This is a genomic window from Acidimicrobiia bacterium (assembly GCA_035471805.1).
GTDB lineage: Bacteria > Actinomycetota > Acidimicrobiia > Spongiisociales > JAHEDJ01 > JAHEDJ01.
Window position 1 is genome coordinate 20,487 of record DATIPS010000058.1, and the last position, 25,954, is coordinate 46,440.

23 protein-coding genes and 1 tRNA gene are annotated in these 25,954 nt (G+C 62.7%); 7 read left to right on the forward strand and 17 right to left on the reverse strand.

Annotation, left to right across the window (positions count from 1 at the left end; genetic code table 11):
* Positions 1-39 precede the first annotated feature (39 nt).
* From VLT15_12190 to VLT15_12210, 5 genes are read right to left on the reverse strand one after another with little or no spacing between them, the layout of a single operon-like run.
* On the reverse strand, positions 40-762 hold the full coding sequence (locus VLT15_12190; protein ID HSR45969.1) for an ABC transporter ATP-binding protein: 723 nt from the start codon (positions 760-762) through the stop codon (positions 40-42).
* Positions 759-1,547 carry an ABC transporter ATP-binding protein gene (locus tag VLT15_12195; protein HSR45970.1) on the reverse strand — a complete coding sequence of 263 codons (789 nt, stop codon included), beginning with the start codon at positions 1,545-1,547 and terminating at the stop codon, positions 759-761. Before VLT15_12195 ends, VLT15_12190 begins: the two co-directional genes overlap by 4 nt.
* Positions 1,544-3,241 (reverse strand): branched-chain amino acid ABC transporter permease, encoded by a 1,698-nt coding sequence (locus tag VLT15_12200; protein ID HSR45971.1) that lies wholly within the window; start codon positions 3,239-3,241, stop codon positions 1,544-1,546. Before VLT15_12200 ends, VLT15_12195 begins: the two co-directional genes overlap by 4 nt.
* Complete coding sequence (locus tag VLT15_12205; GenBank protein HSR45972.1) at positions 3,238-4,326, reverse strand: branched-chain amino acid ABC transporter permease; 1,089 nt, start codon at positions 4,324-4,326, stop codon at positions 3,238-3,240. Before VLT15_12205 ends, VLT15_12200 begins: the two co-directional genes overlap by 4 nt.
* 59 nt (positions 4,327-4,385) lie before the next feature.
* Complete coding sequence (locus VLT15_12210) at positions 4,386-5,714, reverse strand: branched-chain amino acid ABC transporter substrate-binding protein (protein HSR45973.1); 1,329 nt, start codon at positions 5,712-5,714, stop codon at positions 4,386-4,388.
* Between the two features lie 175 nt (positions 5,715-5,889).
* Between VLT15_12210 and VLT15_12215 the strand changes: the two genes are divergently transcribed.
* From VLT15_12215 to VLT15_12225, 3 genes are all read left to right on the forward strand, one after another.
* Entirely contained in the window at positions 5,890-6,600 is a 711-nt protein-coding gene (locus VLT15_12215; protein ID HSR45974.1) for an alanyl-tRNA editing protein, read from the forward strand.
* Positions 6,601-7,569 carry a CvpA family protein gene (locus VLT15_12220; protein HSR45975.1) on the forward strand — a complete coding sequence of 323 codons (969 nt, stop codon included), beginning with the start codon at positions 6,601-6,603 and terminating at the stop codon, positions 7,567-7,569.
* Between the two features lie 63 nt (positions 7,570-7,632).
* Positions 7,633-8,391, forward strand: coding sequence for a hypothetical protein (locus VLT15_12225; GenBank protein ID HSR45976.1), 759 nt, complete (start codon positions 7,633-7,635; stop codon positions 8,389-8,391).
* Here VLT15_12225 and VLT15_12230 read toward each other — a convergent pair.
* The 4 genes from VLT15_12230 to VLT15_12245 form a co-directional block, all read right to left on the reverse strand.
* Positions 8,374-9,285, reverse strand: coding sequence for a DMT family transporter (locus tag VLT15_12230; protein ID HSR45977.1), 912 nt, complete (start codon positions 9,283-9,285; stop codon positions 8,374-8,376). The genes VLT15_12225 and VLT15_12230 overlap by 18 nt on opposite strands.
* 1 nt (position 9,286) lies before the next feature.
* On the reverse strand, positions 9,287-10,696 hold the full coding sequence (locus tag VLT15_12235) for a wax ester/triacylglycerol synthase family O-acyltransferase (GenBank protein ID HSR45978.1): 1,410 nt from the start codon (positions 10,694-10,696) through the stop codon (positions 9,287-9,289).
* A gap of 17 nt (positions 10,697-10,713) precedes the next feature.
* Positions 10,714-10,786 (reverse strand) — tRNA-Arg (locus tag VLT15_12240).
* Between the two features lie 98 nt (positions 10,787-10,884).
* Positions 10,885-13,455 carry an EAL domain-containing protein gene (locus tag VLT15_12245; protein ID HSR45979.1) on the reverse strand — a complete coding sequence of 857 codons (2,571 nt, stop codon included), beginning with the start codon at positions 13,453-13,455 and terminating at the stop codon, positions 10,885-10,887.
* Positions 13,456-13,609: 154 nt separating this feature from the next.
* Between VLT15_12245 and VLT15_12250 the strand changes: the two genes are divergently transcribed.
* Positions 13,610-14,674: an NYN domain-containing protein gene (locus VLT15_12250; protein ID HSR45980.1), complete on the forward strand. Its 1,065-nt coding sequence runs from the start codon at positions 13,610-13,612 to the stop codon at positions 14,672-14,674.
* 77 nt (positions 14,675-14,751) lie between these two features.
* The gene (locus VLT15_12255; protein HSR45981.1) at positions 14,752-16,146 is read left to right on the forward strand and encodes a tyrosine phenol-lyase; all 1,395 of its coding nucleotides are present in this window, start codon (positions 14,752-14,754) and stop codon (positions 16,144-16,146) included.
* A 36-nt stretch (positions 16,147-16,182) separates the two neighbouring features.
* Here the strand turns inward: VLT15_12255 and VLT15_12260 are convergent, their stop codons facing one another.
* The gene (locus VLT15_12260) at positions 16,183-17,538 is read right to left on the reverse strand and encodes a Glu/Leu/Phe/Val dehydrogenase (protein HSR45982.1); all 1,356 of its coding nucleotides are present in this window, start codon (positions 17,536-17,538) and stop codon (positions 16,183-16,185) included.
* 124 nt (positions 17,539-17,662) lie between these two features.
* Between VLT15_12260 and VLT15_12265 the strand changes: the two genes are divergently transcribed.
* Positions 17,663-18,076: an OsmC family protein gene (locus tag VLT15_12265; protein HSR45983.1), complete on the forward strand. Its 414-nt coding sequence runs from the start codon at positions 17,663-17,665 to the stop codon at positions 18,074-18,076.
* 7 nt (positions 18,077-18,083) lie between these two features.
* Here VLT15_12265 and VLT15_12270 read toward each other — a convergent pair whose 3' ends face one another.
* The 3 genes from VLT15_12270 to VLT15_12280 are packed head-to-tail and all read right to left on the reverse strand — an operon-like array spanning position 18,084 to position 19,784.
* Positions 18,084-18,968 carry a hypothetical protein gene (locus tag VLT15_12270; GenBank protein HSR45984.1) on the reverse strand — a complete coding sequence of 295 codons (885 nt, stop codon included), beginning with the start codon at positions 18,966-18,968 and terminating at the stop codon, positions 18,084-18,086.
* A gap of 24 nt (positions 18,969-18,992) precedes the next feature.
* Positions 18,993-19,262 carry a hypothetical protein gene (locus VLT15_12275; GenBank protein ID HSR45985.1) on the reverse strand — a complete coding sequence of 90 codons (270 nt, stop codon included), beginning with the start codon at positions 19,260-19,262 and terminating at the stop codon, positions 18,993-18,995.
* Positions 19,263-19,322: 60 nt separating this feature from the next.
* Positions 19,323-19,784 carry an FABP family protein gene (locus VLT15_12280; protein HSR45986.1) on the reverse strand — a complete coding sequence of 154 codons (462 nt, stop codon included), beginning with the start codon at positions 19,782-19,784 and terminating at the stop codon, positions 19,323-19,325.
* Positions 19,785-19,882: 98 nt separating this feature from the next.
* Between VLT15_12280 and VLT15_12285 the strand changes: the two genes are divergently transcribed.
* Positions 19,883-21,955 carry a chloride channel protein gene (locus VLT15_12285; GenBank protein ID HSR45987.1) on the forward strand — a complete coding sequence of 691 codons (2,073 nt, stop codon included), beginning with the start codon at positions 19,883-19,885 and terminating at the stop codon, positions 21,953-21,955.
* Positions 21,956-21,998: 43 nt separating this feature from the next.
* Here VLT15_12285 and VLT15_12290 read toward each other — a convergent pair whose 3' ends face one another.
* The 4 genes from VLT15_12290 to VLT15_12305 form a co-directional block, all read right to left on the reverse strand.
* Positions 21,999-22,475, reverse strand: a complete 477-nt coding sequence (locus VLT15_12290; GenBank protein ID HSR45988.1) for a proteasome activator — start codon at positions 22,473-22,475, stop codon at positions 21,999-22,001.
* Between the two features lie 114 nt (positions 22,476-22,589).
* Positions 22,590-23,762: an ABC transporter permease gene (locus tag VLT15_12295; GenBank protein HSR45989.1), complete on the reverse strand. Its 1,173-nt coding sequence runs from the start codon at positions 23,760-23,762 to the stop codon at positions 22,590-22,592.
* Positions 23,759-24,952, reverse strand: coding sequence for an ABC transporter permease (locus VLT15_12300; GenBank protein HSR45990.1), 1,194 nt, complete (start codon positions 24,950-24,952; stop codon positions 23,759-23,761). The genes VLT15_12295 and VLT15_12300 overlap by 4 nt, the downstream gene beginning before the upstream one ends.
* Positions 24,953-24,954: 2 nt before the next feature.
* The gene (locus VLT15_12305; GenBank protein HSR45991.1) at positions 24,955-25,911 is read right to left on the reverse strand and encodes an ABC transporter ATP-binding protein; all 957 of its coding nucleotides are present in this window, start codon (positions 25,909-25,911) and stop codon (positions 24,955-24,957) included.
* Between the last annotated feature and the right edge of the window lie 43 nt (positions 25,912-25,954).

A 25,954-nucleotide genomic window follows, 5' to 3' on the forward strand; every position in this document is an offset into this window, starting at 1 on the left:
TCGGCGAAGCCCTTGGCCGGCGATCCACCCGAGACCGTGTTACTCCATTTCGCCGAGATAGGCGGCCGACAGTTTGGGATGCTGCAGGAGATTGGCAGCGGTATCTTCGAGGACGATCGACCCGGTCTGGAGAACGTATCCGCGGTTTGCGATCGAGAGAGCCATATGTGCGTTCTGTTCGACCACGAAGATCGTTGTTCCTTGCAGGTTGATCTCCTGGATGGTCGCGAAGACCTGCTCCACGAGAATAGGGGCCAGCCCCATCGACGGTTCGTCCAGCAGGAGCACTTTGGGTCGGGCGGTCAGCGCCCGACCTATCGCCAGCATCTGCTGCTCGCCACCGGAGAGCGTCCCCGCCCGCTGGCGAATTCGCTCCTTGAGCCGCGGGAATAGAGAGAAGACCCTCTCGATGTCTTCCTGAACCGCGGCCTTGTCGTCGCGCAGATTGGCGCCGATCTCGAGGTTCTCCTTCACCGACATCTTGCCGAACAAACGGCGATTCTCCGGGACCATCGTCAAGCCACGGCTCACGATTTCGGGGGTGGTCAAACCCTCGATTCGCTCACCGTCGAACACGATCTCACCGGCGTTCGCCCTCGTCATTCCAAGGATGGTTCGAAGTGTGGTTGATTTGCCGGCGGCGTTGGAACCAAGCAGGCAGACGATCTCGCCCTCTTGCACATCGATGGAGATGTCGTCCAGCGCCCGGACGGGCCCGTACGAAGCGCTGACATGGCGGAGGCTCAGGATTGCTTCGCTCATTGCTGATCTTCCGATCCGGCCTTGCCGAGGTAGGCGGCGATGACCTGAGGGTCGGCTGCGACTTCGTCGTAGCTGCCTTCGGCGATCTTCTTCCCGTAGTCGAGAGCGACGACCCGATCAGACACTCCCTTGATGACGGGCATGTCGTGCTCGATGAGAACGATCGCATAGCCCTTCTCGTCCCTGAGCCGGCCGATCAACTCGATCAACCCTTCCTTTTCAGCCGGGTTCATCCCGGCAGCCGGTTCGTCGAGGAGGAGGAGTTGCGGTTCGGTAGCCATCGCCCGTGCGATCTCGAGGCGCCGGCGGTCGGCGTAGGCGAGTTCGGAGGCGAGAGAGTTGATGCGCGGAGTCAATCGCTCGCCGAAGAAGGAAAGAGACTCGATGGCCGATGCGTGAACCTTCTGTTCCTCGGCCACCGTGTGGCGGGTGTTGAACAGCGCTCCATAGATTCCGGCCTTGGTTCGCGTGTGTTGGCCGACCATCGCATTCTCGAGAACGGTCATTGCCGCAAAGAGTCGTACCGATTGGAACGTTCGAGAGATGCCGACCCTGGTGATCTGGTTTGGCTTGAGTCCGACGAGATTGTGCCCATCGAAGTTGATCTTGCCTGCATCCGGCGAATAGAAGCCGGTGACGATGTTGAACAGCGTCGTCTTTCCGGCTCCGTTCGGCCCGATTACTCCGACGATCTCGCCGGGATCGGCGAAGAAGTCGACGCTGTCGACCGCCTGCACGCCCCCAAATCGCTTTGAAACACCCTCGAGTTCGAGGAGGTGGCTCATGATGACCCCCCTTCGGCGACCTCCACGGCCGCGCGTTCTTCCCCTTCGTGAAGCTCGCGCTGGCGGCGCTTGTTCGGCAACAGGCCCTCCGGCCGGAAGATCATGATTGCGATGAGGATGGCACCGTAGATCAATAGGCGGAACTCACCGAACTCACGGAGCAGTTCGGGCAAGCCGACAAGGGCGGCGGCACCGACGATGACGCCCGGAATCGACCCGATCCCGCCGAGAATGATCACTGCAAGCACGTTGATCGACACCTGGAGCCCGAAGCTGTTGGGGAAGATCGAGCCGATCTTGGCGGCGAAGAAGACTCCACCCAGACTTCCGACACCCGCACCCATGGCAAAAGCGAGGAGTTTGTAGCGGACCACGCTGATTCCCATCGCCTCGGCAACGTCTTCGTCCTCGCGCATGGCTGCCCAGGCACGCCCGACACGTGAATCGACGAGCCGGTAGGAGATGTATGCCGCAATGAGGCCGAAAGCGAGGATCAGATAGTAGATGTGTTGCGGGTTCCTCAGATCGAACGAAGCAGGCGGTGCCGCCGGGACTCTGGTCAAACCCTGAGCTCCACCGAGGTACGGAGCCAGCCAGTCTGATAGAACCAGCGTGCGAATGATTTCGCCGAAACCGAGCGTCACGATCGCCAGGTAGTCGCCGCGCAACCGGAGAACGGGGGCGCCGATGGCCGCGCCGATCACCACGGCGATGATGACAACGAACGGCAGCGCAACCCAGAGATTCGTCAGGCCGGCCTCAGCGAACTGTTGTCCTTCCTCGGTCACCAGGAACGAGGCAGGCGACGTGAAGATTGCCGCCGCGTATGCGCCGACCGCGAAGAACGCAACGTAGCCGAGGTCGAGCAGTCCCGCATAGCCGACGACGATGTTGAGGCCCAGGCCGAGCAACACGTAGAGGCCGACGGTTCCGAGCACGTCACTGACAAACGGGCCGACTATCCAGGGAAGAGCGACCAGAGCCACGATGGATACCGTCAACGATGCACGACTCCACGTGCGACGGGTTCCCTCCGGCATGTGGTCGGCAGCCTCCCGGCGGGTCTCGGCACGGCTCATCCACCACCAGCGAAGGCCGAACGCAAGGGCGAGGACGATGATTGTCCCGGCGATTGTGAGGCCACCGAGTTCATAGAGCCAGCCGGTCGGAATCTGCAGGTTGCCGAGCGTAACTCGCAGGATGGGTTCGCCGAGGCTCATGAGCAGTGTGATGCCGATGGCGAAAACCACTGCCGACCGGAGATGGCTTTCGAGCCCGACTAGGACACCGGCAACGGCTCCCACCGCCGTCGACGCTACGACCATCATGATCGCACCGGAGACCGGATTGAGGCCAAACTCGAGGGTCTCCAGCAACCCGGGAGTGATGCTGACGAACATGCCGCGCACGTCGAGCCCGGCGTTGATCAACCCTTCAAACCCCAGGGTCACGATTGCGACGAACGCGCCGGAAACGAAGCCGACGGCGATGCCGGTCGCAAAGGGTGAATCGCTCTTGCGAGCGGAGGTGTAAGAGGTGATCGCAAAGGCAACGAGCATCAGGACCACACCGAGCCCGACCAACCCCGTGATGACGTTGCGGTCCTGGAAGCGTTCGACCATGCCGATCGCGGACAGGTAGATGACGACGATGCCGCCGATCAGACCCGGCTTCAATGCGGATCGCAGCTTCATGCGCGCTTCTCCTCAGATGCTCCGAGGAATCCGCCGGGCAGGAAGATCAATACGAGTACGAGGATTCCGAAGGCGATGACCGGCTGGAGTTGGTTCGGTGAGGGGACCTCGGCGCCGGTGAGGAAGAGGTTCGGTCCCACCGCCTCGAGGATCCCGAGGATGAGGCCGCCCATGGCCGCTCCGGTGATGCTGCCGATACCGCCCAGCACCGCGGCCGTGAAAGCCTTGATACCGGGCAGGAATCCCATAGTGAAGATGACTTGATTGAAGAGGAAGACGTAGAGGATGCCCGCCGCCCCGGCCAGTGCACCTCCGATCGCGAAGGTGGCAACGATGGTCCGGTCGACGTTGATGCCCATCAGGGAGGCAATCTCGCGGTCCTCGCCGACTGCGCGCATCGACCTCCCGGTCCGGGTTCGGGCCACGAACAGGTAGAGCAGGACCCAGAGGAGCAGAGCGGCAACGATGACTATGCCTTGCGTCTTGAGCATCTGGATGCCAAAGACCGTCCATTTGCCTTGGAGGACTTCAATAGTGGGGTAGGCGCGTACGTTGGCCCCGTAGAAGCCGCGAAACGTGTACTGGAGAAAGAACGAGGCGCCGATGGCTGTGATCAGCGGCACGAGGCGAGGTGCACCTCGGAGGGGTCTGTAGGCGAGGCGCTCGAGAAGCACGGCGATGAAGACCGATACGGACATCGAGACCAGCAGCAAGATGGCTATCGACAGAAGGGGGTTGGAGTTCAGAAAGCCGTTGCCCGCAAAAGCCACTGCGACGAAATAGGCGGTGTACACGCCGGCCATGAAAACCTCGCCGTGCGCGAAGTTGATCATGAAGAGGATGCCGTATACGAGGGTGTACCCGATGGCGATCAGGGCATATACGCTGCCTCGGGCTAGGCCGTTGATGAAAAGCGACTGCCAGTCTTCTGCAGTGAAGACCTCGGTTCGGAGGGTGGCGGTGCTTCCGGCCACCACACCGTAGATGATCGACACACTCAGAATGATCAGGATTATCCGACGCATCGGGATGCGTTCGAATCGAAGTCTGCGGCTCGACTGTTCGGCGGGTGCGGGAGCGCTCATGGGTGTCACGGTGTGAGGAGGGGGGAAGCTGAAGCGCTTCCCCCCTCGGTCACATCTTCTCAGCTATCGAGGCTCGCGACTTCGCTGTAAACCGGGTTGGCGGTGTCGTAGTTCCCGCCAATGACCTGGTACACGGCGATGGTGGCCGTCGACTGGCAGTCACCGAGGTCGTTGCAGTTCAACGTACCGGTGATGCCCTGGACGCCGGAGGTGGCGAACAGTGCGTCCTTCAGAGCCGTCCTCGGGATGTACAGCGTCCCATCCTCGTCGATCGCTACCTCTTTGATGGCGTCGAAGAGCATGTTGGCTGCATCGTAGGAATGGGCGTGGAAGGCCGCAGCCGGCTCACCGCCCCACAACTCCAGATAGGAGGTCTTGAACTCGCCCTCGTAGAAGTCCTGGTCGCCGGTGAAGGCAGACAGGTCCGGTCCCGACAGGTAGACGCCTTCAACGGCCTCGCCTGCCGCCGCAACGTAGTCGGCCGACAGCATGCCGTCGGAACCGATCAGGATCGTGTCGGCCAGGCCGTCTGTCTGACGTGCCTGCTGTGTGATCAGGCCACCTTCAGCGGCAAAGATCGGGAAGTAGAGCACGTCGGGGCTGTCTGCGCCGATCGAGGTGAGCACCGAGGTGAAGTCGGTCTCCTGGACCTGGATGGCTTCACGGACGGTGATAGTGCCGCCGAGCGACTCAAACGTGTCCGCAAACACGGCCTGGAGTCCGTCGGCGTAGGGGCTGCCGTCATGAATCGTGGCGGCCGTGCGCGCCCCAAGCTCGTTGTAGGCGAACTTGGCGACTGCTGCGCCTTGCAGCTTGTCGTTGTGGGCGGTACGCAGATAGAAGGCCTGATGCTCCTCGGGCGTAGTCAGCGCCGGACCGGTGTTGGACGGCGAGATGATGGCGATTCCCTTGTCGCTGAGGATCGTGTCGGCTACACCGAGCGCGGCGCTCGAGCAGCTCGTCCCGATGACCCCGACGGTACTGGGGTCGGCGGCAAGGGCCTGAGCACCTGCCTGGCCACCTTCAGCCGAGCAGCCATCATCCTGATGGTTGAAGGCGATCGGATGTCCGAGTAGCTCGCCGTTGACCCCGTCGAACGTTCCGTCGAGGTGGTCGGCGGCCATCACGACGCCGTTCTGGCTGTCCTGGCCGAGGCTGGCGTTCGGGCCGGAAATGACGAGCAAGGTTCCGATTGTGATCGCTTCGCCGTCTCCGACCTCCACACAGCCGAATGGGTCGGCATCGCAAGCTGCTGCGGCTCCACCGTCGCCACCATCTCCGGTGTCGGCAACGGTCGTATCCGTGCTGTCACCGCCGCAAGCGGCGACGATGAGCGCGAAGACCATTAGCAGCAGAACGAGCTTCCCGAAGGATGAGTAGTTCCGCATTGAGTTTCCTCCTTGAGTACCGCAGGGCGGTACCGCTTTTCCCTTTGAACCTGCCGAAGGCAGGATGTGGAGCGGAAGTTTAGGCACGTTGCGGGCAAGGTGGCGGAGGGATCGGCCAATCAGTGGCTTTTCTTGGGCTTGCTGTACTCTGCCTCGACCGACCGAAGGAGTGTCGATGACCGAGGAGATAGCCGCTGTGGACGCCTACCGGCGTTCGGTTGATGCCGTCGTCTTGGGTGTTGATGAGGCAGGCGTCATTCTCGATCGCACCGTGTTCTACCCGCGCGGCGGCGGGCAACCGGGTGACACCGGAATCCTGCGGGCGGGCGGAGCCGAGATACGGGTAATCGACACTTTCAAACAAGGCGGAGAGCTCCGGCATCGGATCGAGGGAGGGAACCTCGCGGCGGGTTTGAGCGTTGAGGCGGTGATCGACTGGGAACGGCGGCACACTCTGATGAGAACCCACACGGCGCTGCACGCGCTGTCGGCCGTCATCTGGAGGGACTTCGGTGCCAAGGTGACGGGCGGCAACATGGAGCCGGGGTCGGCCCGAATGGATTTCGAGCTCGACTCGATATCGACCGACTTCGGCCGCGAAGTCGAGCGTGTCCTGAATGAGGAACTCGCCAGGGATCTACCGGTTTTCGTTCACTTCCTTGCCAGAGAGGAAGCGCTGGCCGACCCGGATCTCATCCGTACCAAGGTGAACCTGCTGCCTGAGTTCCTCGATCCCATTCGAGTGATCGAGATCCAGGGCCTCGACAAGCAGGCCGACGGCGGGACTCATGTTCGATCGACCGCCGAGGTCGGCCGAGTCGCAGTGACCGGGACGGAGAGCAAGGGCAAGGCAAACAAGCGGATCCGGATCGAACTGGCAGGCTGAATGCTCGACTTCGTTCTCGGTCTCTACTTCGCAGGTTTGTTCGTTCGAGGGTGGCTTCGTGGCTTTGTCAAGGAAGCTCTCGACCTGGCCGGGTTGCTCGTCGGCCTGGCCCTTGCGTTTCGATTGAGTGGACCGGCGGGCTCCGCCGTTGAGGCAGTAACCGGGGTGAGCGACCCGACCGCACCGCTGCTGGGGGGCGTAATCATCTTTCTGGTGGTCGGTATCGGTGTCACCGTTGCCGCCCACTTCCTGAACAAGGTGGCCAGGTTGCCGGGTCTCAACCTGAGCAACCGGGTGCTCGGCGGGGTGATCGCTCTGAGCTGGGCGCTGTTTCTCGCAACACTCATCTTGTCGCTGGTTCGGGTGCTGCCCCTTTCGGAGTCCATGCAGGACTCCATAGAGGAGTCGCGCGTTGCCTCGACTCTCACCGACCCGGGGTTCGTGACGCACCAGGCGTTCTCCGCCATCTCAGGCGACGACATCATCTCGAATCTCTTGAGCCTTCAGGAGGTCCTCGGGGAGAGATCGGTCATCCTGGATGAAGATGACCGGATCGAGTTCGCAGCGGTGCCGGTGGACGAACTGGAGGAGGCACCGGATGCCGCACAGGAGATTTTCGAAATGTTGAACATTGCCAGAATCGAGGACGGCCGAGCTCCGCTGGCCTTTTCCGAGGGCCTCACCGCCGTTGCCCTCGGCCATGCCCGGGCCATGTATGCCCAGGGCTACTTCTCTCATGTGTCTCCTGCGACCGGGAGCGTCGCCGACCGGGTCGATGCAGCCCAGATCCCCTACAGAATCGTCGGAGAGAATCTCGCCCTGGCCGTGACACCTTCTCAGGTACACGACGGATTGATGGACAGCCCCGGCCATCAGGAGAACATCCTCCGACCGGAGTTCCGCCGGGTCGGGATCGCGGCGATCAAGGGGCCATTGGGGTATATGGTCGTTCAGGTCTTCAGCGGGTAGCGCTTTTGCGTCGCCTGCAGCCGCCCTCCGTTAGCCGTAACCCTGATTCGCTACGCTCTTCCCATGCCCCTCTCTGATGTCGCGCAAGCTCTCTTCGATGAGTTCACTTCGGTGTTCAGACCAACGATGGAGGAACGGCTCGGAGCCGGCGGGTTCGCGCTCTCACCGGAAGTCGACCTGGCCATCGACACCGGCGAGCAATGGCTGCGCGGCCGGTTGGCCGAACTGCTCGAGCAACCGTTTGCGAAGCAGCAGCGGAGTCCGCTCGAACTCTTCCAGGCTGCGGCCCGCTTTCCGACCGAGGCGTTGAGTGCGGCAGGAGAGACGCCGGTCGTCAGAGATCGCGCCGCAGCTGCCGCGTTGCCGGGGGACTTGTACGGACTGGCACCTGCCTCATCGCAGGAACTGACATCCGAAGCCTGGCGGGCTCATCTCGCCTGGGGCGCCGGCAAAGCTCAGGAAATGGCGCACCGGGTGCTGCGCCCGCTGGCCGGTGTGTACAGCCGGAACCTGATGGACCGTTCGAAGATCGAGTTGGAACTGCGCGCAGCCGGGTTCGACATCTTCCTACTCCGGAACCTCGATCTGGTCCGTAGAGCAATGACGGGCAAGAGGCCGTCCGTCGCTTTCGTCGACCTCGAGAGCCCGGACGTCGACGAGGTGGTGCTCGTGCTCTCCGGTGCAGGCGTCCGGGTCGTCGCATACGGCCCCCACGTGGACGACCTGGGTCTCCAACGGGTCCTCAGCCTCGGTGCCGCCGATGCCGTCACACGGGCGCGGTTCTTCGGACGGTTGCACGAGTACCTACCCCAGATCGTCTGACGGGGCCGGTAGGCGAACCGACCCTTTCCACGTTACGAGTGCGATGCCGCTGAGAATCAGCGCCACGCCGACCCCTTGCGTCGGAGAGATCGCTTCACCGAGAAGAGTTGTGCCCCAGACGAGTCCGAGCACCGGTTGCAGGAGAATGAGGAAGGATCCGGCGAGCGCAGGCAGGAGAGGAAGAGTCGACCCGATGAGCAGCCAGCCGGCTACCTGCACCGTCAACGCCATGAGCACCAGCCAGCCGTGTGACGGCCAGGCGGGAACGAGGTCGAATCCGGAGTCGAACAGGCCGAGCACGAGAGCCCCGGCCGCGGCTCCGTAGGTTGCGTCGAGCAGTGGTCCGGCAGGCGGCGCCGGGGCTGTGTTCGCCGATCTGAACATCAGGATGAAACCGGCGTAGGCCATTGCCGCGCCCACTCCGAGAACGACGCCGAGGCCGGGCTCCGCCCCGTAGGTGTCGATCCTGCCAAAACCCGACAGGAAAGCTGCGCCGGTCAGCACCGTGGGAAGGGCGATGAACGCCGCCCGGCTCGGTCGATCTCGATACACGAGAAAGGCTGCAAATGCCACGAACAGCACCTGGAGATTCGCCAGAACCAGGCCGAGCGCCGCACCGATCGCATCGATCGCGGCGTGAAAGAGCATCAGGTCGACCGACAACATGAGGCCGGCTCCGATGGCCATCGCTCTCTCCCTCGTGGAACGGCGGTCTCGAGAACGAGCGGGGCGCCAAATCAGCAAGAGCATGGGAATCGCGTAGAGAGCTCTGAAGAAGGTCACCGTGTTCGGCGACGCCTCGGACAACTTAACGAGAGTGGATGAGAAGGAGATGAATGCGACACCGACCGCGCCGCGCAGGTAGATGCTCGTCGGGGTTCTGTCGGGCGGCACGTCAGATGGCGGCCGTCAGAGCATCGAGAGAAGCCTGGATGGCTTCGCCGAAGTAGCGAAGGTCGGGGACGAGATCCCGATCGGCGTTCAATCCCCAAGTCAGTGTGCCGTCGTAGCTGAACTGAGCCATCCCGAGGCCGTGCTGCGCCCAGAGAGGTACCAGAGGGACCTGGAGCATCATCCGGGAACCGAGGAGGAACAGCGGAAACTGTGGTCCGGGAACGTTGGTGATCGTCATGTTGAAAGGCCTGATCGTTCCGGCTGCCAGCCTTGCCCCCATCGAGACGAGCGTGCTCGGTGCTCCGGCACTGAGTTGCACGAGCGTCGAGGCTCCGAGTGCCTGGTCGCTCTCCTTGAGTGCCTTGGTCTCCTGCTGGACCCGCCTCAGACGTTCGCGCGGATCCGGTTCGTCGAGGGGTAGGGACATGAGCCACATCGCCACCTGGTTGCCGAGCTGACCGCGCTGATCGGCAGAGCGAACGCTGACCGGTGCCATGATGCGGTAGTCGAGGTCATCAACGGGGAAGTCCCTGCATTCGATCAGGAACTGTCGGATGGCGCCGGCCGCGACGGCCAGTACGGTGTCGTTGACGGTTCCGCCGAGAGCGTTCTTGATCGCCTTGAGCTGAGCCAGGTCGGTCACCTGCCAGTCGACTCGCCGGTTCGGGCTCATCTGCCGGTTGAGTGGTGTTTCCGAAGCCGAGCTGAGCCAACCTGAACTCAAGGATTGTGTCATCGCCCGCAAGCGCCTCCCCGCTTCTCCGGTGAGCCGCTGTGCGTCCCTTGTGAACCGTCCGAGGTCCTTGACGAGGTCGATCGAAGCCCGGAGGCGTCTCCCCGCCTCACCGGCAACCAGTTCGGCACCGGAGGGAACGGGACGCGGCACCCACCGGGGCGCCTCCTCGATGTCGTCGGAAGGTATGACGTTGAACATCACCGCCATGAGGTCCACACCGGCGATGCCGTCGATCATGCAGTGGTGGACTTTGGCTACGACGGCCAGCCGGTCGCCTTCGAGTCCCTCGATTATCGACAGCTCCCACAGCGGTTTGGCCCTGTCGAGGTTGCGAGAGGCCATGTGCCCTACCAGCTCCTGCAGTTGCTGGTCGGTGCCGGGTTTCGGCACGCTGGAGTGCCGAACGTGGAAAGACAGATCGAACTCTGGGTCGTCTACCCAAACCGGGTGTCGTTCGAATGGAACCCATGCGAGCTTCTGCCGATACCTGGGTACGTACTGCAACTTCGATCCAACGAAGGCACGGATCCGATCGAGGTCGATTCCACCGTCGGCCCGGCGCAGGGGGCCGGCCTCGAATATCCCTATTGCCGCAACATGCATGTGGAGATCTGGTGTCTCGAGAGCCAGAAACGATGTATCCAACGCTGAGAGTCGTTCGTAGCCGGCGGCCATTGAGGGGGTCCTTTCGGCGCCCGCGGCAGGAATCGAACCTGCGACCTACTGCTTAGGAGGCAGTTGCTCTATCCCCTGAGCTACGCGGGCGGTTGACTGCAAGCGTACTAGGAGGGCCCGCAGTTGACAGCCGTTGCTCTGACGGGTCGGGTATTCGAAGCGGACGGATGCCTCGATCGAGGTTCCCGTCAGCCGGTGCGCAGTTGCCTGACAGAGTACGAGTATTCCGGCGGCTCGATTATCTGCCGCGTCGCCATCTCGACGGCGTCGTCGATCGTCACGGCGGGGGACAGATAGAACCCCTGGACGTGTCTGCATCCGAGCTCTCTCAGCCGCGTGAGCTGCTGGCGGGTCTCCACGCCCTCGACGATCGAGCCTATTCCCAGGGAGTTTCCGATGGTCAAGACGGTACGGACCAGTGAGGTCTCCCCTTGTCCGAGTTTCTCCACGAATGAACGGTCGATCTTGACGATGTCCAGCGGCAGCCGGTCGAGATAGCTCAACGAGGAGTACCCCGTCCCGAAGTCGTCGATGGCAAGATGGATTCCCAGCGACTTCAACTGCTCCAACTTCTGCACCGCCGTGTGCATCACCAGGTTCTCGGTGATCTCAAGAGTCAGGTGATCGGCCGCCAGGCCGCTGTCGGCCAGCGCCGAGCGGACATCGTCGACGATGTCCCGCTCGCTGAGTTGCTTGGGAGAGATGTTGACGGCTACTCCGACGGCACAGCCCGGGTTGGCGACCAGCCATTTCCGCGCGTCATCACACGCTCTCGCCAGGGCCCACCGGCCGAGGTGGACGATGAGTCCCGAATCCTCGGCGTAGGGTATGAAATCGGTTGGTTGGATGGTTCCCAATGTCGGGTGGTGCCATCGCATGAGCGCCTCGAAACGGCTGATGGTTCCCGAGGTGATGTCGACTATTGGCTGGTAATACATCTCCAACTGGTTCAGCTGGAGGGCGGTCTGCAGCGATGTACGCAGCTCGAGGGTCTTCTTCACCTCGTCGTGCATTGTGTCTACATACTGCCTGTAGGTTCCTTTGCCCTGGTGCTTGGCTGCGTACATCGCCGCGTCCGCGTTGCTGAGCAGCTCTCTCGGGTCTCCATCGGGGACCGAGAGAGCGATGCCGATGCTCGCCCGGGCCAGCATCTGGTGGCCGTCGATGAGGAAGGGCAGTTCCAGGGAGTCGATCATGCGGGAGGCGAGTCCTGCGGGAGCGGCGGTGTCTCGTGTTGAAGGGATGAGGATGGCGAACTCGTCACCTCCGATGCGGGCGACCGTGTCATTGCTGCGGCACTCGGCTTGAAGTCGCTCCGCAACGCCGATCAGCAACTGGTCACCTGCGGCGTGGCCGAAGCTGTCGTTGACGGTCTTGAAATCGTCGAGGTCGAGGAACATGACGGCGGCAGAAGCACCTTCTTCCAGGTTGCTCAACGCGTCGCTCACGCGGGCGGTGAAGTTTGCCCGATTGGCGAGACCGGTCAACGAGTCATGGAGCGCCTGGTGCCTCAGCTCCTCTTTCAGGATGGTCAAGCTTGCGAGGGAGTCGACGAGTTTGCCGTTTTCGAGGGAGACGGCGACCTGCCTGGCGAAGGTCTCGAGGAGTTTGATGTCGCTGGGTTTGTACGAGCTCACGTCGTCGAGCTTGTTTGCGACGAGAAGGATGCCGCCGACCGCCTCATCCACGAACAGCGGTGTGGCGATGCCTTCCCGAATGGACGGGCAGTCGCCCAGCCGCGTGAACTCCTCGTCGTCTCTGTCGAACAACCTGCTGGCGCGTGTCGATGCAATCTCATGCCAGACAGGGCGTTCGTGATCCAGGGGAATCAACTTCATCTGGAGTTCGCCGTCGGCCGGACCGACCCGGGTCCGGTATCCGGCCTCATGGGATTCGTCGACGAACAGTGTTATCTCCGCGAACTCCGCCGCAAACATCGCACGTGCCCGGTCTACCGCCACGAGCATCGCCTGCTCGATTTCGGGCGTCTGGTGCAGCACCCTGGTCGCGTCGTAGAGGGCCTCCAGGCGTGTGCGCTGCTCGCGCTGGCTCATATAGGCCCGGTAGGAAAGGAAGAGAATCGCCGGCGGGATCATTGCCAGGAAAGCCATCCCCGGTGCCAGTTGGGTCATGGTGACCGCGATCAGCGCCAGGCTCGAACTCATAAGTGTGGCAAGTGTGCTCAGGCCGATGACCTCGCCGATCCCGGGCCTGCGGAAAGATCCGGAAACCAGGAAGATGGCCAGGTTGACGAGGAACATTGCCGTCGTGAGGGCGGCCAGCGCCGCAATGAGCGCTCCTGCCCATCCGGCGATTCCCAGAGGCTGCCCGAGCCGCGCAATGCTCCGGAACACCACGATCGCTATTCCGAACACAAGTGTGAACTGGGAAACGTTGAAGAGGAGTTTCAACAGGGGTTGACGGCGGTGGAGGCTCAACACGAGCGTCGAGCCGATCGCAACAGAAAGCATCATGTGGGCAGGCGCGAAGAAGAAGAGGCCGAAGATCATTGGGATCTCGCTCATCGAGAAGGAGTGAGCGTCGCGTCTCCCGCGAAAATGGACGACGGTGATCTCGCTCAGGTATACGGCCGGGATCAGAACCCACCACGGCACACCGAGTTCCTCCCCCAGGGAGTCCCAGTCGGAGACGATCATGGCGATCAGCAGGGCGGCAGCCGCGATGACGGCCGTCAGGAAGAGGACGCGCGTCGACCCGGACCTTCGAGGCGCTTTGGTGCGGGTTGTTGGTGCTTTCACTGCGACCGCTTTCTATCGATCGAGCCGGAGCTTGCCCGATGCGACTTCTATCGGCGCTTGAACACGGGAACTTGCGATCTGTTTGACGGGCTCTCCAAGTGACTAGTGCCTTCCGGGTGCCGGAGCGGGCCGTCACGGCGGCTACGCTGAACCCATGGCACCTGAAGAAGAACGCATCGCCCTCTTCCTGGACTATGAGAACCTGGCGATCGGAGCTCGAGACCACCTCGGGGTCACCTTCGACTTGAAGCCGATTGCCGACGCTCTGGCCGAACGCGGCAGAGTGATCGTGCGGAAGGCCTACGGCGATTGGTCGATGTTCGACGAGGATCGCCGGATGCTCACTCGGAACCATGTGGAACTGATCGAGATCTCCCAGCGGATGGGTGCGTCTCGCAAGAACGCGGCCGACATCAAAATGGCAGTCGATGCGCTCGAACTGGCTTTCGAGCGAGACTACCTCTCGACGTTCGTCATCGGCACGGGGGACAGCGATTTCACCCCGCTGGTCCACAAGCTTCGAGAGTTGAACCGGAAGGTGATCGGGGTCGGAATCAAGGACTCGACGAGTGCGTTGCTTCCGCCCGCCTGCGACGAGTTTCTGTTCTATGAACGACTCGAAGGAGTCGAGGTGCCCGCCGGTACCCGGTCGGGGGCCCAGCGGCCTCATCGCCGGACGAGTGATCAACAGGAAGAGCCGAAAGTCGAAGTCGAGGTAAAGGGCCTCGACGACCTCGACAAGCTGGTGACCCAGACACTTTCGGGCCTTCAGCGTTCCGCGCCGGGCGCCGTACTTGCCTCCTCCCTCAAGCGGGCATTGATCCGGAAGGATCCGACCTTCAGCGAGGCCGACTTCGGCTTCCGGGCTTTTGGAGAACTCCTGAGGCATATGGAGAAGCGGAAGGTCGTCGCCCTGAGCGAAGGGAGCGCAAAGGGCGATCCGGTCGTTGATTTCCGCTCAGGTGACAGCGGTGAAGACGAGGCTTTCTCGCTCCTGTTGTCGGTTGTGGCGGGTCTGGAGACGGCAGACGGCCCACCTGCTCTATCCGGCCTGAAGAACCAGTTGCGCAAACAGAATTCGAAGTTCACCGAGAAGCGCTATGGATTCGGGGGGTTCCTGCAGTTCTGCAAGGCAGCGCAGGCCCGTGGACTCATCGAACTCGAGTGGAACGAAGCTGCAGACGACTACCTGGTCAGGGTCGCGCTGCCCGATCGGTAACTGCCAACGGCCGGACAGCGGGTCCCGGCCGGGGCTTAGACTTAGGGATCTTCGCCTCGAAGCCTCAGGAGGTCATTGTGGAACAACGCCGTCGCAGCTGGGCAGAGCCCTACAAGATCAAGATGGTTGAACCCATCAAGATGACCACCCGGGAGCATCGCGAGAAGGCAATCGCCGAGGCCGGATACAACAGCTTCCTGCTCCGCTCCGAGGATGTCTACATAGATCTACTCACGGACTCCGGCACCTCGGCGATGTCCGATTATCAGTGGGCCGGTCTGATGCTCGGCGATGAGGCCTACGCCGGTTCCAAGAGCTTCTACCACCTGGTCGATGCCGTGCAAGAGGTGTACGGCTATCCCGAGTTGATCCCGACGCATCAGGGCCGTGGCGCCGAGCACATTCTGAGCCAGCTGATGATCAAGCCGGGCGATTACGTGCCGGGCAACATGTATTTCACTACAACTCGTTTCCACCAGGAGCACGCCGGCGGGATCTTCGTCGATGTGATAATCGATGAGGCCCATATGCCTTCGGTCGAGCACCCGTTCAAGGGCAACGTCGATCTGGGCAAACTCCAGAGCTTGATCGACGAGGTGGGAGCGGACCGGATCCCCTATATATCGGTTGAGACGAACGTCAACATGGCCGGCGGCCAGCCGCTGTCCATGGCGAATCTCAGAGCGACTCACGAACTGTGCAAGAGAAACGGCATCCCGGTGATGCTTGACGCCACCCGTGCGGTTGAGAACGCCTACTTCATCCAGCAGCGTGAGGGCGGTTATGAGGACAAGTCGGTCAAAGAGATCATGCTCGAGATCTGTTCCTATTCGGACGGCGCAACCGTGTCGTCCAAGAAGGACAACCTCGTCAACATCGGAGGGTTCCTGGCAGTGCGCGACCCGGATCTGGCCACTCGAGCCCGTGCGATGCTCGTCCAGTTCGAAGGTCTGCACACCTACGGGGGAATGGCGGGCCGTGACATGGAAGCGCTTGCCCGCGGTATCTACGAGATGGTTGAAACCGATGATCATGCAAGGGCTCGAGTAGGTCAGGTCGAATACCTCGGGAACGCGTTGCTGAAGGCAGGTATCCCTATAGTGATGCCGGTCGGCGGCCACGGGATCTTCATGGACGCCGCTGCGATCCTGCCGCACCTTGCGCAGGACCAGTTTCCTGCTCAAGCATTGACGGCGGCGCTGTACGTCGACTCGGGTGTACGCGGGATGGAGCGTGGAGTTGTCTCCGCCGGGCGGGATCCGAATACCGGCGACCATCGCTACCCGAAGCTCGAACTCGTGCGGATGGCCATTCCCCGCCGGGTCTACACGCAGGCTCATATGGACGTCACCGCCGAGTCGGTCATCGAGGTCTACGAGAACAGAGAAAACGTCGGCGGTCTGAAGTTCACCTACGAACCGCCGGAACTCCGTTTCTTCCAAGCCCGCTTCGAAAAAGTAGCGAGTCGCTAGAAGCGAGTCTCGGGCAAGCTAGAACTCGCGACCCTTCTACGGCCAGATGCCTCTTTCCATCAGCGTCTTGACGCACCGTCCCACCGCGACGACATAGGCGGCGGTGCGAATGGTGGGGGCTTCGAGGGGAGGTTCATCTGGATGATCGACGGCCCACTCTGCTCGATAGTGGTCTATCGCATCGACCAGAGCGGCCCTGGAGGTGACCACGACGTTGGTCGCTCGATACATCTTCTTCTTGAGCTTCTCCTGGACCTCGTGTTCTTCCCATTGCTGATTCTGGAGGTTTTGCACCCACTCGTAGTAGCTGACCACGACGCCGCCGGCGTTCGCCAGGATGTCCGGGAGGACGATGATGCCGTTGTCGTGAAGGATCACATCGGCTTCAGGGGTCGTCGGGCCGTTGGCGGCCTCGACCACCAATCTCGCTTTGACGCGACCGGCATTGCTCTCGACGATCTGATTCTCCATCGCGGCCGGTATCAGGATGTCGCACGGAACTTCCAGGACTTCTCTGGGTGCGAGTGCGTTGGAGCCCGGGAAACCGACGACCGATCCTGTTGCCTCCTTGTGATCGGCGACCCTCTTGACGTCGAGTCCCCCCGGGTCGAAGATCCCGCCCCGAGAGTCGCTGACTGCCACGATTCGGGCGCCGGCGTCGTCGTAGAGCTCGGCAGCCCATCGGCCTGCGTTCCCGAAACCCTGTACGGCGACATCGGCCCCCTTGAGCGAAGTCAAACCGGGGAGACCGCCCAGTTCCAGGAAGTGCTCGGTCACATACAGACAGCCCATCGCGGTGGCACTCTCGCGCCCGAGCGATCCCCCGAGGTCCACGGGCTTGCCTGTGACCACCGGAAAGCAGTTCTCGCCCGGGTGCATCATCGAATATGTGTCGAACACCCAAGCCATCGTTTGCTGGTCCGTGTACAGGTCCGGGGCGGGAATGTCCGTATGAGGTCCGATGTTGTCGCCCAGGGCTGAGATGTACCTGCGCGTGACCCGTGCTTTCTCGCCCTCCGAAAGCAGCCGGGCGTCGCAGGCCACCCCTCCTTTCGCCCCACCGAACGGCACATCGACCAGGGCGCATTTCCACGTCATCCACGCCGCCAGGGCACGGACTTCCTCTTCGTTGACCGACGGATGAAACCGGAATCCTCCCTTGCCGGGTCCGCGGGCGTTTGAGTGCAGAACGCGGTAGCCGCGGAACATCTCCACACATCCGTCATCCATGCGCACCGGCAGGGAGACCCGGACCACTTGTTCAGGTTCGAACAGCCACTCGCGCATGCCAGTGCATTCCTTGAACTGATCGAGGAATGGAACGGCCTGGTTGAACTGGTGGTTGGCCACCCGGAGCGGATTCAACTCTCCTTCGGTGATCACCGCAGTCATCCTTTCCGGAACGGACGCCGCCGACGGGTCCCCATTCGTCTCATCGTCCTCCCGGTCGTCTCGCCTCCCAAGGGGCCAAACGACCTTGGACTCGAGACACCCGGCCCTCAGCCATACTGGGGCGATGCAGAAGATCGCCACAGCAATTCATGACGAAGGCATTGCCTTCAACGTTCGAACCCGCTCCGGTCATGACATTCGAGTCGAGGGCACGGCTGCCGAGGTGCAGTCGGGGCCGGGGCCGATGGAGTTACTTCTTGTCGGTCTGGCTACTTGCAGCAGTACGAATGTCGTAGAGATGCTGACGAAGATGCGACAGCCGTTCACGTCTCTCGAGATAGACGTCTCGGGCGAGAGAGCTCCGGATCCTCCACGGATTTGGACCGACATCGCCCTGCACTACCGGATAAAGGGCAACGTCGACCCGCGCCGGTTGGAGCGGGCGATCTGGCTGAGCGACAACAAGATCTGCTCGGTATACGCCATGCTGTCTGCCGTTGCCAGCATCCAGAGCACCTATGAGATAGCCGCCGGATGATTTCCGCTCAGGTCGAGACGTAGGTCACCCGTTCCCGGCCGATGCGGTCCCAGAGGGCGACGCCGGTCACGGCCGCCCACACCGGCGAGAGTCCCACGATTCCCGCCTCGCCCGCCATGGCGAAGGCAAGCAGACCGGTGCCCAGCGCGCCCACCCGGGCGCTCCGGAGGCGCCGCACCTCCAGGAGGGTGTCTGTGTGATCGGCGCGGCTGGAGGGTTGGTAATTCCGGAGGCTGAGCCCTGCAGAGAGGCCGACTGCGAGGACCGCGATCGATCCCAGAGCCGGGACCGGCCAGCTCCCGGGAAGGCCGGTCGCTGCGGCGCCTGCGGTCGCCGATGCGGCAATGAGGAAGGCACCGGCTAGCTGGAACCTCGGCGCAGGCTCGGGCAGCCGGTGGTCTCTGGCTACGGCGAACGCCATTGCCACGCCGCTTGCCCAACCGGTTGTTGAAGTCCCGCCGACGTAGGCGACTCCGATCAGGGCAAGCACGTCGAATGCGGTGGGAGGCAGGCCCGTTGATCGGTGGAGTATCCGAGCGGTGACGAGAGCGAGGGCCACCGGGAGCAGGAGCGCCTTTCCCAATAGGGCGATCGTGGCTCCGGCGAGTACGCCGCTCAGTGCCGCGGCGTCCGGGCGATCCGGGTCGAGCTCCCGGGCCACGGCCCAGCCGAGGAAAGATCCTATGCCGGCGTTGAATGCGTACCCGAGCGAGTTGTCGAGGTTGACCGCGAGCGCCAGTGCCCCCGACGCGATGGAGATCAGAAGCGCCTTTCTATGCGAAGGCAGACGAGGATCGATGATTCGCGCAAGCGCGGTCAGGCGACGCGCGGTCCGACCTGAGTCTTCGGCGGGTTGCGGACCGGCGAGGTTGTGTTCCATTTCATCGTTCATACGTCACCGAACCTTTGCCGGATGTCATCGCGGCGGGATGCGCCGTCGGGGAGTCCTCACAGGGAGCACGACCACCAGTTCGTCGTGGCGACCCGGGATGGGTTCACGGCCGACGTCTCTTCGGGCGGTGTCATGATCCCACTTCCCGTACATTTCCCAGCACGATTCGGAGCAGAACTCCGATGCCTCGTCACGCCTGCCTCCGTCCCACAGGCAGCGCGTATAGGAGGCCCGCAGCCAGGGCGGGTCCCACACGGGGTGATATGCCCGATCGGGGAAACTCGCTTCGGTCATCAGATACCAGTCTGCCCCAACAGTAGGAGAATCCCTAGCGCTCTCCCCGAATGGAAGGAATCAGCCAGTCCGCAGGAGCTCTGCTTCGAGATGAAACTGGTACGGCCGGCCGACGGCCTCCATGTCGAGGCGATAGCGCAGTGCATTGCCCGTCATCTCGAGTCTCCTGCCAACGGTCACGATCTGCTTGGCGGTCGGAGTGAGCAGGACTCCTGTGCTCTTGAGGTCGATTGTCGAACCGCGGAGACTTCCGACGTGGACTTCGGCGATGCCGCTCGGCTGGGCAATCACGAGTTCGACCCCGTCGCCCATTCGGAAGTAGCCGGCTTCGGAATGGAGCGGAGCCCCGTCCGGCCGTCGCCAGGTTCGCTGGTGATAGAACAGGAACGGTTTGCCCGTATGGTCGATGCTGATCTCCTCGTCGTACTCGAAGGGAGCGATCGTCGGGTACTCGCCGCGTCCCCTCCCGCTCCAGGCCCCCACCAGGAATGCAAGTGGTTGAATGTCAGGATGCATGTCCATCGTTGTGCCTGCTATCTCGGGATTGGAGCACTGAGACTAGGGCATTGGCGACGCCCAATCGGCCGGGCTTCAGTGCCGTCTCGCCTACCCTGTCCTCGATGTTCGACCGGATAACGCAAGCCTTCAGCGCCTCCCGTCGCGCGGCCGGTGAAACGGGCGATACCGCCTGGACGCTGGCGCTCGCCGCTCTCGTGGGTGTCGGTGTCGGCGGTGCCGCGGTGCTGCTGATCGCCGCCATCGAGGTTGTCGCCGACGTCTTCTCCGAAGCGGGGGAAATGTCGGGCATTGGTGACTGGATGGTCTTCATTTCACTTCCCCTCGGATTCCTCGGTGCCTGGTGGGTTGCGAAGCACTTCGCTCCGGAGGTCGAGGGTGACGGCGTACCCGAGGCAGCCGAGGGCCTGGCCCTGCACGGTGGATACCTGGGGAGTCGATCGGTGCCGTTCAAGATCATCGCAACTGCTCTGACCCTCGGAGGGGGAGGATCGGCGGGCCGGGAAGGACCCGTCGTGCAGATCGGAGCCGCCGTCGGATCTTTCGTGTCACGAAAGGCCCGTCTCGGTGAGGATCAGATCAGGAGCATGGTGGCTGCCGGAGCAGGTGCTGCCATCGGAGCGAGTTTCAATGCTCCGATCGCCGGGATGTTGTTCGCCATGGAGGTCATTCTTCGCAGCTTCGCCGCCCGACATCTCAGCTCGGTCGTCGTCGCGTCCGTTGCCGCCGCCGTGACGACCGAGGGTTTGTCCAACACTTTCGGCTTGGATGAGGTGCTGCTGGTGGCATTCCCCTTCGGGATGGAAGACTCCCGGGAACTCCTCCTGTATCTGCTGCTCGGTCTGGTCGTAGTTGTGGCGGCCTGGGCATTCCTGCGGTCGCTCGACGTCATGGAGGGGCTGGCGGCTCGTCTGCCGGGACCGGCATGGATTCGGCCGGCGCTGTTCGGACTCGCGGTGGCCATGATCGGTTTCTTCGAGCCGCGGGTGCTGGGAACCGGCCAGGAGTTCACTCGCCAGACGCTTCAGCTGGTCTCGGAGGCCGACGACGTGTGGTGGGCGCTGCTGTTGCTTGTCTTGCTGAAGCTGGTTGCCACCTCGGTCACTCTCTCGTCGCGCGCCTCCGGTGGCGCCTTCATGCCGTCGTTGTTCCTTGGTGCAGCACTGGGGGCAGCGTTCGGGGAGTTCCTGGCCCCGTACTGGACGATCTCCGTGCTGGCGCCCGGCGCTTTCGCCATCGTCGGAATGGCCGCCATGTTCGCAGCAGTTGCCCGTGCCCCCTTGACGGCCATCCTGATCGTCTACGAGATAATCGGTCGCGACTATGCGCTGATTCTCCCCTTGATGCTCGCCGCGGCCATCGCGACGGCACTCACGGAACTCATCCATCCCGAGAGCGTCTACACGATGCCGCTCAAGCGTCGCGGCATAGTGCTGACCAGCGTCGGGGAGGTCGATCTGCTCGACACGATTGCCGTCGGCGAGGTTATGTCCACCAGCGCTGCCTTCGCGGAGCCGGCAATGACGTTGCGCGAGGTGCAGCAGCTGTTGGATCGCAACCGGCATCATGGAGTGGCAGTGCTCGATGAAGGTCGTCTCGTCGGCTTGATCACCGTCAGCGACATCATGCGGGCCGGAGGGGCACGTGACGACCTCACCGTCTCACAGGCGATGACTGCCCGGCCCGTAACCGTTCAGCCGTCGACACCGGTGTCCGCCGCGCTCGAGCGCATGGCTGCACTGGGAATCGGCCGTATGCCGGTAGTGGCCGACGACGATCCCGGACGTCTCGTCGGAATGTTCCGCCGTGAGGACGCGGTGCGGTCGTATCACTATGCGCTGGCTGCCAATACCGGGCGCCGGCTCGATCGTCAACGCATGGCAACCCGAACCGACCCCGGCACCAAGTTCTTCGATTTCCGTGTTCCGCCCGGCTCGTTCGCAGACGGGCGCCCGCTCCGTGAGATCGCCTGGCCGGAGGGGTGCACCATTGTCTCGGTTCGGCGCCACACAGAAGTCACCGTTCCGACCGGAGACACGCAGCTACACGCCGGAGACGTGGTGACGGCTTTCGGTACGACCCGCGGGCAAAATCGGATGATCGAGCGGCTGAACGCCACGGGCGATGAGCCGACGGCGGAAATCCAGCTGGAGGACCGCATCGAAGACGAGCAGTGAGCCTGTGCGACCTGCGACTCGCGACTCTTGACTCGCGACCCTTCTAGAGATACACCCCGGGGTAGTCTTCTTTTTCCTCCGTTGCCGGCAGGGCCGGCGGTTTCTGCATCTGCTGGAGTTGCGCCCGCGTGGCCAGCTGCTGGCTGAACAGCGACGCCTGAATGCCGTGGAACAAGCCCTCGAGCCAGCCGATCAGCTGTGCCTGGGCGATGCGTAGCTCAGACTCGCTGGGGGTGTCGTTGGTGATGGGAACGAAGATGTCGTTGAACTCCTCGCGTAGATCCTCCGACAAGACGCCCTCGAGTTCGGCCAATGTGCGCTTGTGGACGTCCAGTAAGCGACGCCTACCTGCTTCATCGATGGGCGCCTGGCGCACTTCGTCGAGCATCGCCCTCGTCATCGAGGCAAGCCTGATCAGTTTCGTCGGGTGGGTGACGAAGCTCTCTTCGCCGTCGGGCACTGCCGATTCGGGGGTCTCGACGACCTCGGGATGAAGCGGTTCCTCGTGTTCGGTGGGCATCATTCTCCTTGGATGCTGCTGCTTCGAAGCTTAGAGCCGTTCACGAACTTGGCGGTTGCCGGCCGGAGGAGCAGGTTGAACGAGGGTCGGCGCCGGTCCTTCCAGGCCCGGCCGTCACCTGGTCAGGATCGCTCGCAATCTCCAGGCACCCACGGCGAAGAAGATTGCTGCGTAGCCGAGCAGGATCAGGAGGAATCCGGCGATGTCGCCGAATCCGCCCCCGTATCCCACCAACTCCTCGAAGGACTCCAACGCCCACGCGTGCGGAGTTATGTGAGCCACTCGCCAGACCGTGTCCGAGAGGAGTTCGAAGGCTGCGAGCGGAAACATGGCTCCGCCCAGCGCGGCCAGTCCAAGGCCGATCATCGTCGCAAGGCCGCCTGCCTGCTGGTCGTTGGACACGACCGCACCCAGCAACATCGCAGCCCCGCTCGAAACCAGGGCGAAGACGGCGAGAACGACCAGCGCCAGCAACGGGTCTCCCCAATCGACTCCGAATATGAGCCACGTGCCGACGAAAACGACGATTCCCTGCACGAGTGCGATCGCCAGTCGGCTGAGTCCTTCGCCGAAGATGACGGTTCTTGCCGTAGTCGGTGTCGAGATCATGCGGCGGGTGACTCCGAGCCGCCTCGATTGGACCAGAGCGGCCGCTCCCTGGAGTGTGGTGAGGAAGATGAACAGAACGAGCATCGTTTGGGCGTAGATATCGAACTGTCCCAGCCCGGCGAGTGCGAATGGTTCACCGGCGGTTGAGGCTACGACTTCAACGGGAGGGATGGCCGTCTGCACCTCGGTTGCGACGGTGAGAGCTTCGTTGAACGAACCGGCGCCTTGCAGTTCTGCGAAGCGGGCCGTTCGGAGGATCGTCGACTGCTGGTTGACTACCGAAGCTATTGCCGTGTTGATGCCCTGAAGCTCCTCGCTCTGGGTGCGGGTGACGTAGCGGACTTGCACATCACCGCCCGACTGAAGGGTCGCCGCGTATCCGTCGGGAAGTATCAAAGCGGCCTCGATTTGTCCCCGTTCCACGGCCCGGACGGCAGTCTCCTCAGAATCGAACTCCTTGACGATCATGCCCTCGATGTCTTCGAGCCCACCGAGAAGCTGGGTCGAGAGGGCGTCCTCGGCCTCTGCGTGAAACCCCAGCCGCGGGGTGGAGGCCCCTCCTTGCATGGAGCCGAGTAGCAGTACCAGCAAGATCGGAAACAGGAAGACGGAGAAGATGTTGGAGCGATCGCGGAAGAACCTCCGCAGGCTGGTTCCGGCAATCGCCAGGGCCTTCATGGTCGCATCCCCCTTCTGAGGCCTGCCATTCCGATCGAACCCGTCACCAATCCGAATGCCAGCATCACAACCACCGGCAGGAATACGACTCCGAGTTCACCGGAGCTCAAGTCCGCCAGACCCTGCATGAACCAGGCATGGGGCGAGACGAACCGGAGGCCGGCGATCAACCCCCCAGCCTGCGCAACGTCGAAGAAGGTGCCACCGAGGAACCCCAGGATGACGCCCGCCATCGACGCCATGGAGGCGGCTTGCTCGGCTGTTCGTGAATAGGAACTGACGAGAGAGACGATTCCCATGGCGGATATCACCGCAGCCAGCACCAGCAGGGTCACTCCCAACGGGTTTCCCCAATCGGCCTCGAGGATGAGAGTGGTGGTCAACATCAGTACCGCAATGCTCACTATTCCAACGAGGAAGGCACCGGTCGCCTTGCCGGCGATGATTGAACGCTTCGAGATAGGCGCGGCCAGGAGCCTCGCCAGCGTTCCGTTGTGACGTTCCTCGAGCAGGCTGGTGATGCCGAACTGTACGGTGAAGAAAACGAAGAAGATGGCCATCCCGGCTGCGTAGAAAGTAACTTGATCCAGTTGCTTGGTGTCGGCAGAGACATCGGCCAGCGTGGCGGGATAGGGCGTACTCAGGACGGCGAGCCCGGTGGAGAAACGATCCACCTCCTCTTGGAGCAAGCTCTCGACGGTTGCCACAGCCACCCGCACCGAAGTGATTTCGGCGGCGTATCCCTGCGCAAGAGAGACGGCGATCCCGGCATTCGACTCGGCAGATTGGTTTCCGATCACCTGGAGTGCCACTTCCCGCTCGGATTGAACGTCGGAGCCGAACTCCGGGGGGATGACGAAGAGGGCATCGGCGCTCGTGCCCTCCTGCTCGGCGAAGGGGTTGGCATCCTTGTCGACGAGTGCCATCCCTTCGTCGACGGTCGCCAGTTGAAGTACCTCGACGCCCGGCGCCTTGCGAAGGACGTCGTCGACGAACAACCTGCTCACCTCGCTCTGATCCAGGTCCACCACGGCATAGGTGGCGCTGAACTCGTAGTTCTTGAGAGGGTTGAGAGCGAACCCGAAGATCAGTGCCATGGCCAGGGGCGCCACGATTCCCACTATGTATGCCGAACGGTCGCGCAACCGTTCTCTGAGGTCTTTGGCGGCGATGGTCCACGCGGTGCCCATGATCACTCCCTCAACGCGCGCCCGGTTAGGTGCAGGAACACCGCCTCGAGGTTGGCGGTGTCGACATCCACCCCTCCAACGGAAACCCCCGTCGCTGAAGCCACCGACAGGATCTCCGGCAACTTGTCGTGGGCGTTCCCAACCAGCAGGTCGATTCCCTGGGCGGTCACGGCAGCATCTTCGATGCCGGGCAACTCCACGAGGGCGGCGGATCCGGCGGCGAGGTTTCCGGTGGCGACGAGGCGGACACGGTCTCGCTGACCGACGAGCTGCACGAGGTCGCGTTGAGTTCCTTCAGCTTTGATCGTGCCGTGGTCGATGATCCCGATGCGATCGCAGAGCCGTTCTGCTTCCTCCATGTAGTGGGTGGTGTAGAGGACCGCCATTCCCTCCTCGCCGAGTCGTTCGACGCTCTCGAGAATGGCATTGCGGCTCTGCGGATCTACGCCCACCGTGGGCTCGTCGAGTATCAAGAGAGTTGGATGGTGAAGGAGGCCGATTCCGATGTTGAGCCGCCGCTTCATACCGCCCGAGTACTCGTCTGCCCGGTCGTCGGCCCGGTCGCGCAGTTCGATGATGTCGAGCACTTCGTCCACCCGCCGGTCGAGTTCCGCACCCCGCAGGCCGTAGAGCTTGCCGAAGAAGCGAAGATTCTCACGGGCATCGAGGTCCGGGTAGATGGCGAGATCCTGAGGTACCAGTCCTACGTGACGTTTGGCGGCAGTGGCCTCCGGATCCATCACCTCTCCGGCGACGAGCACCCGGCCGCCGTCACGTTCGAGCAACCCTGCGATGATCGAGATGGTGGTCGTCTTGCCGGCTCCGTTCGGCCCCAGCAGTCCGTACGTCTCCCCGGCTGCGATGTGGAAGCCGACACCGTCCACGGCAGTCAGATCACCGAAAGACTTCCGGATGTCCGAGCAATCGAGCACGATCCCGTCGGATGGTCCCGACCCCATTTCCACCTCCGTTTCTGTTGAGGACAGGTTGGGTCCGCATGAA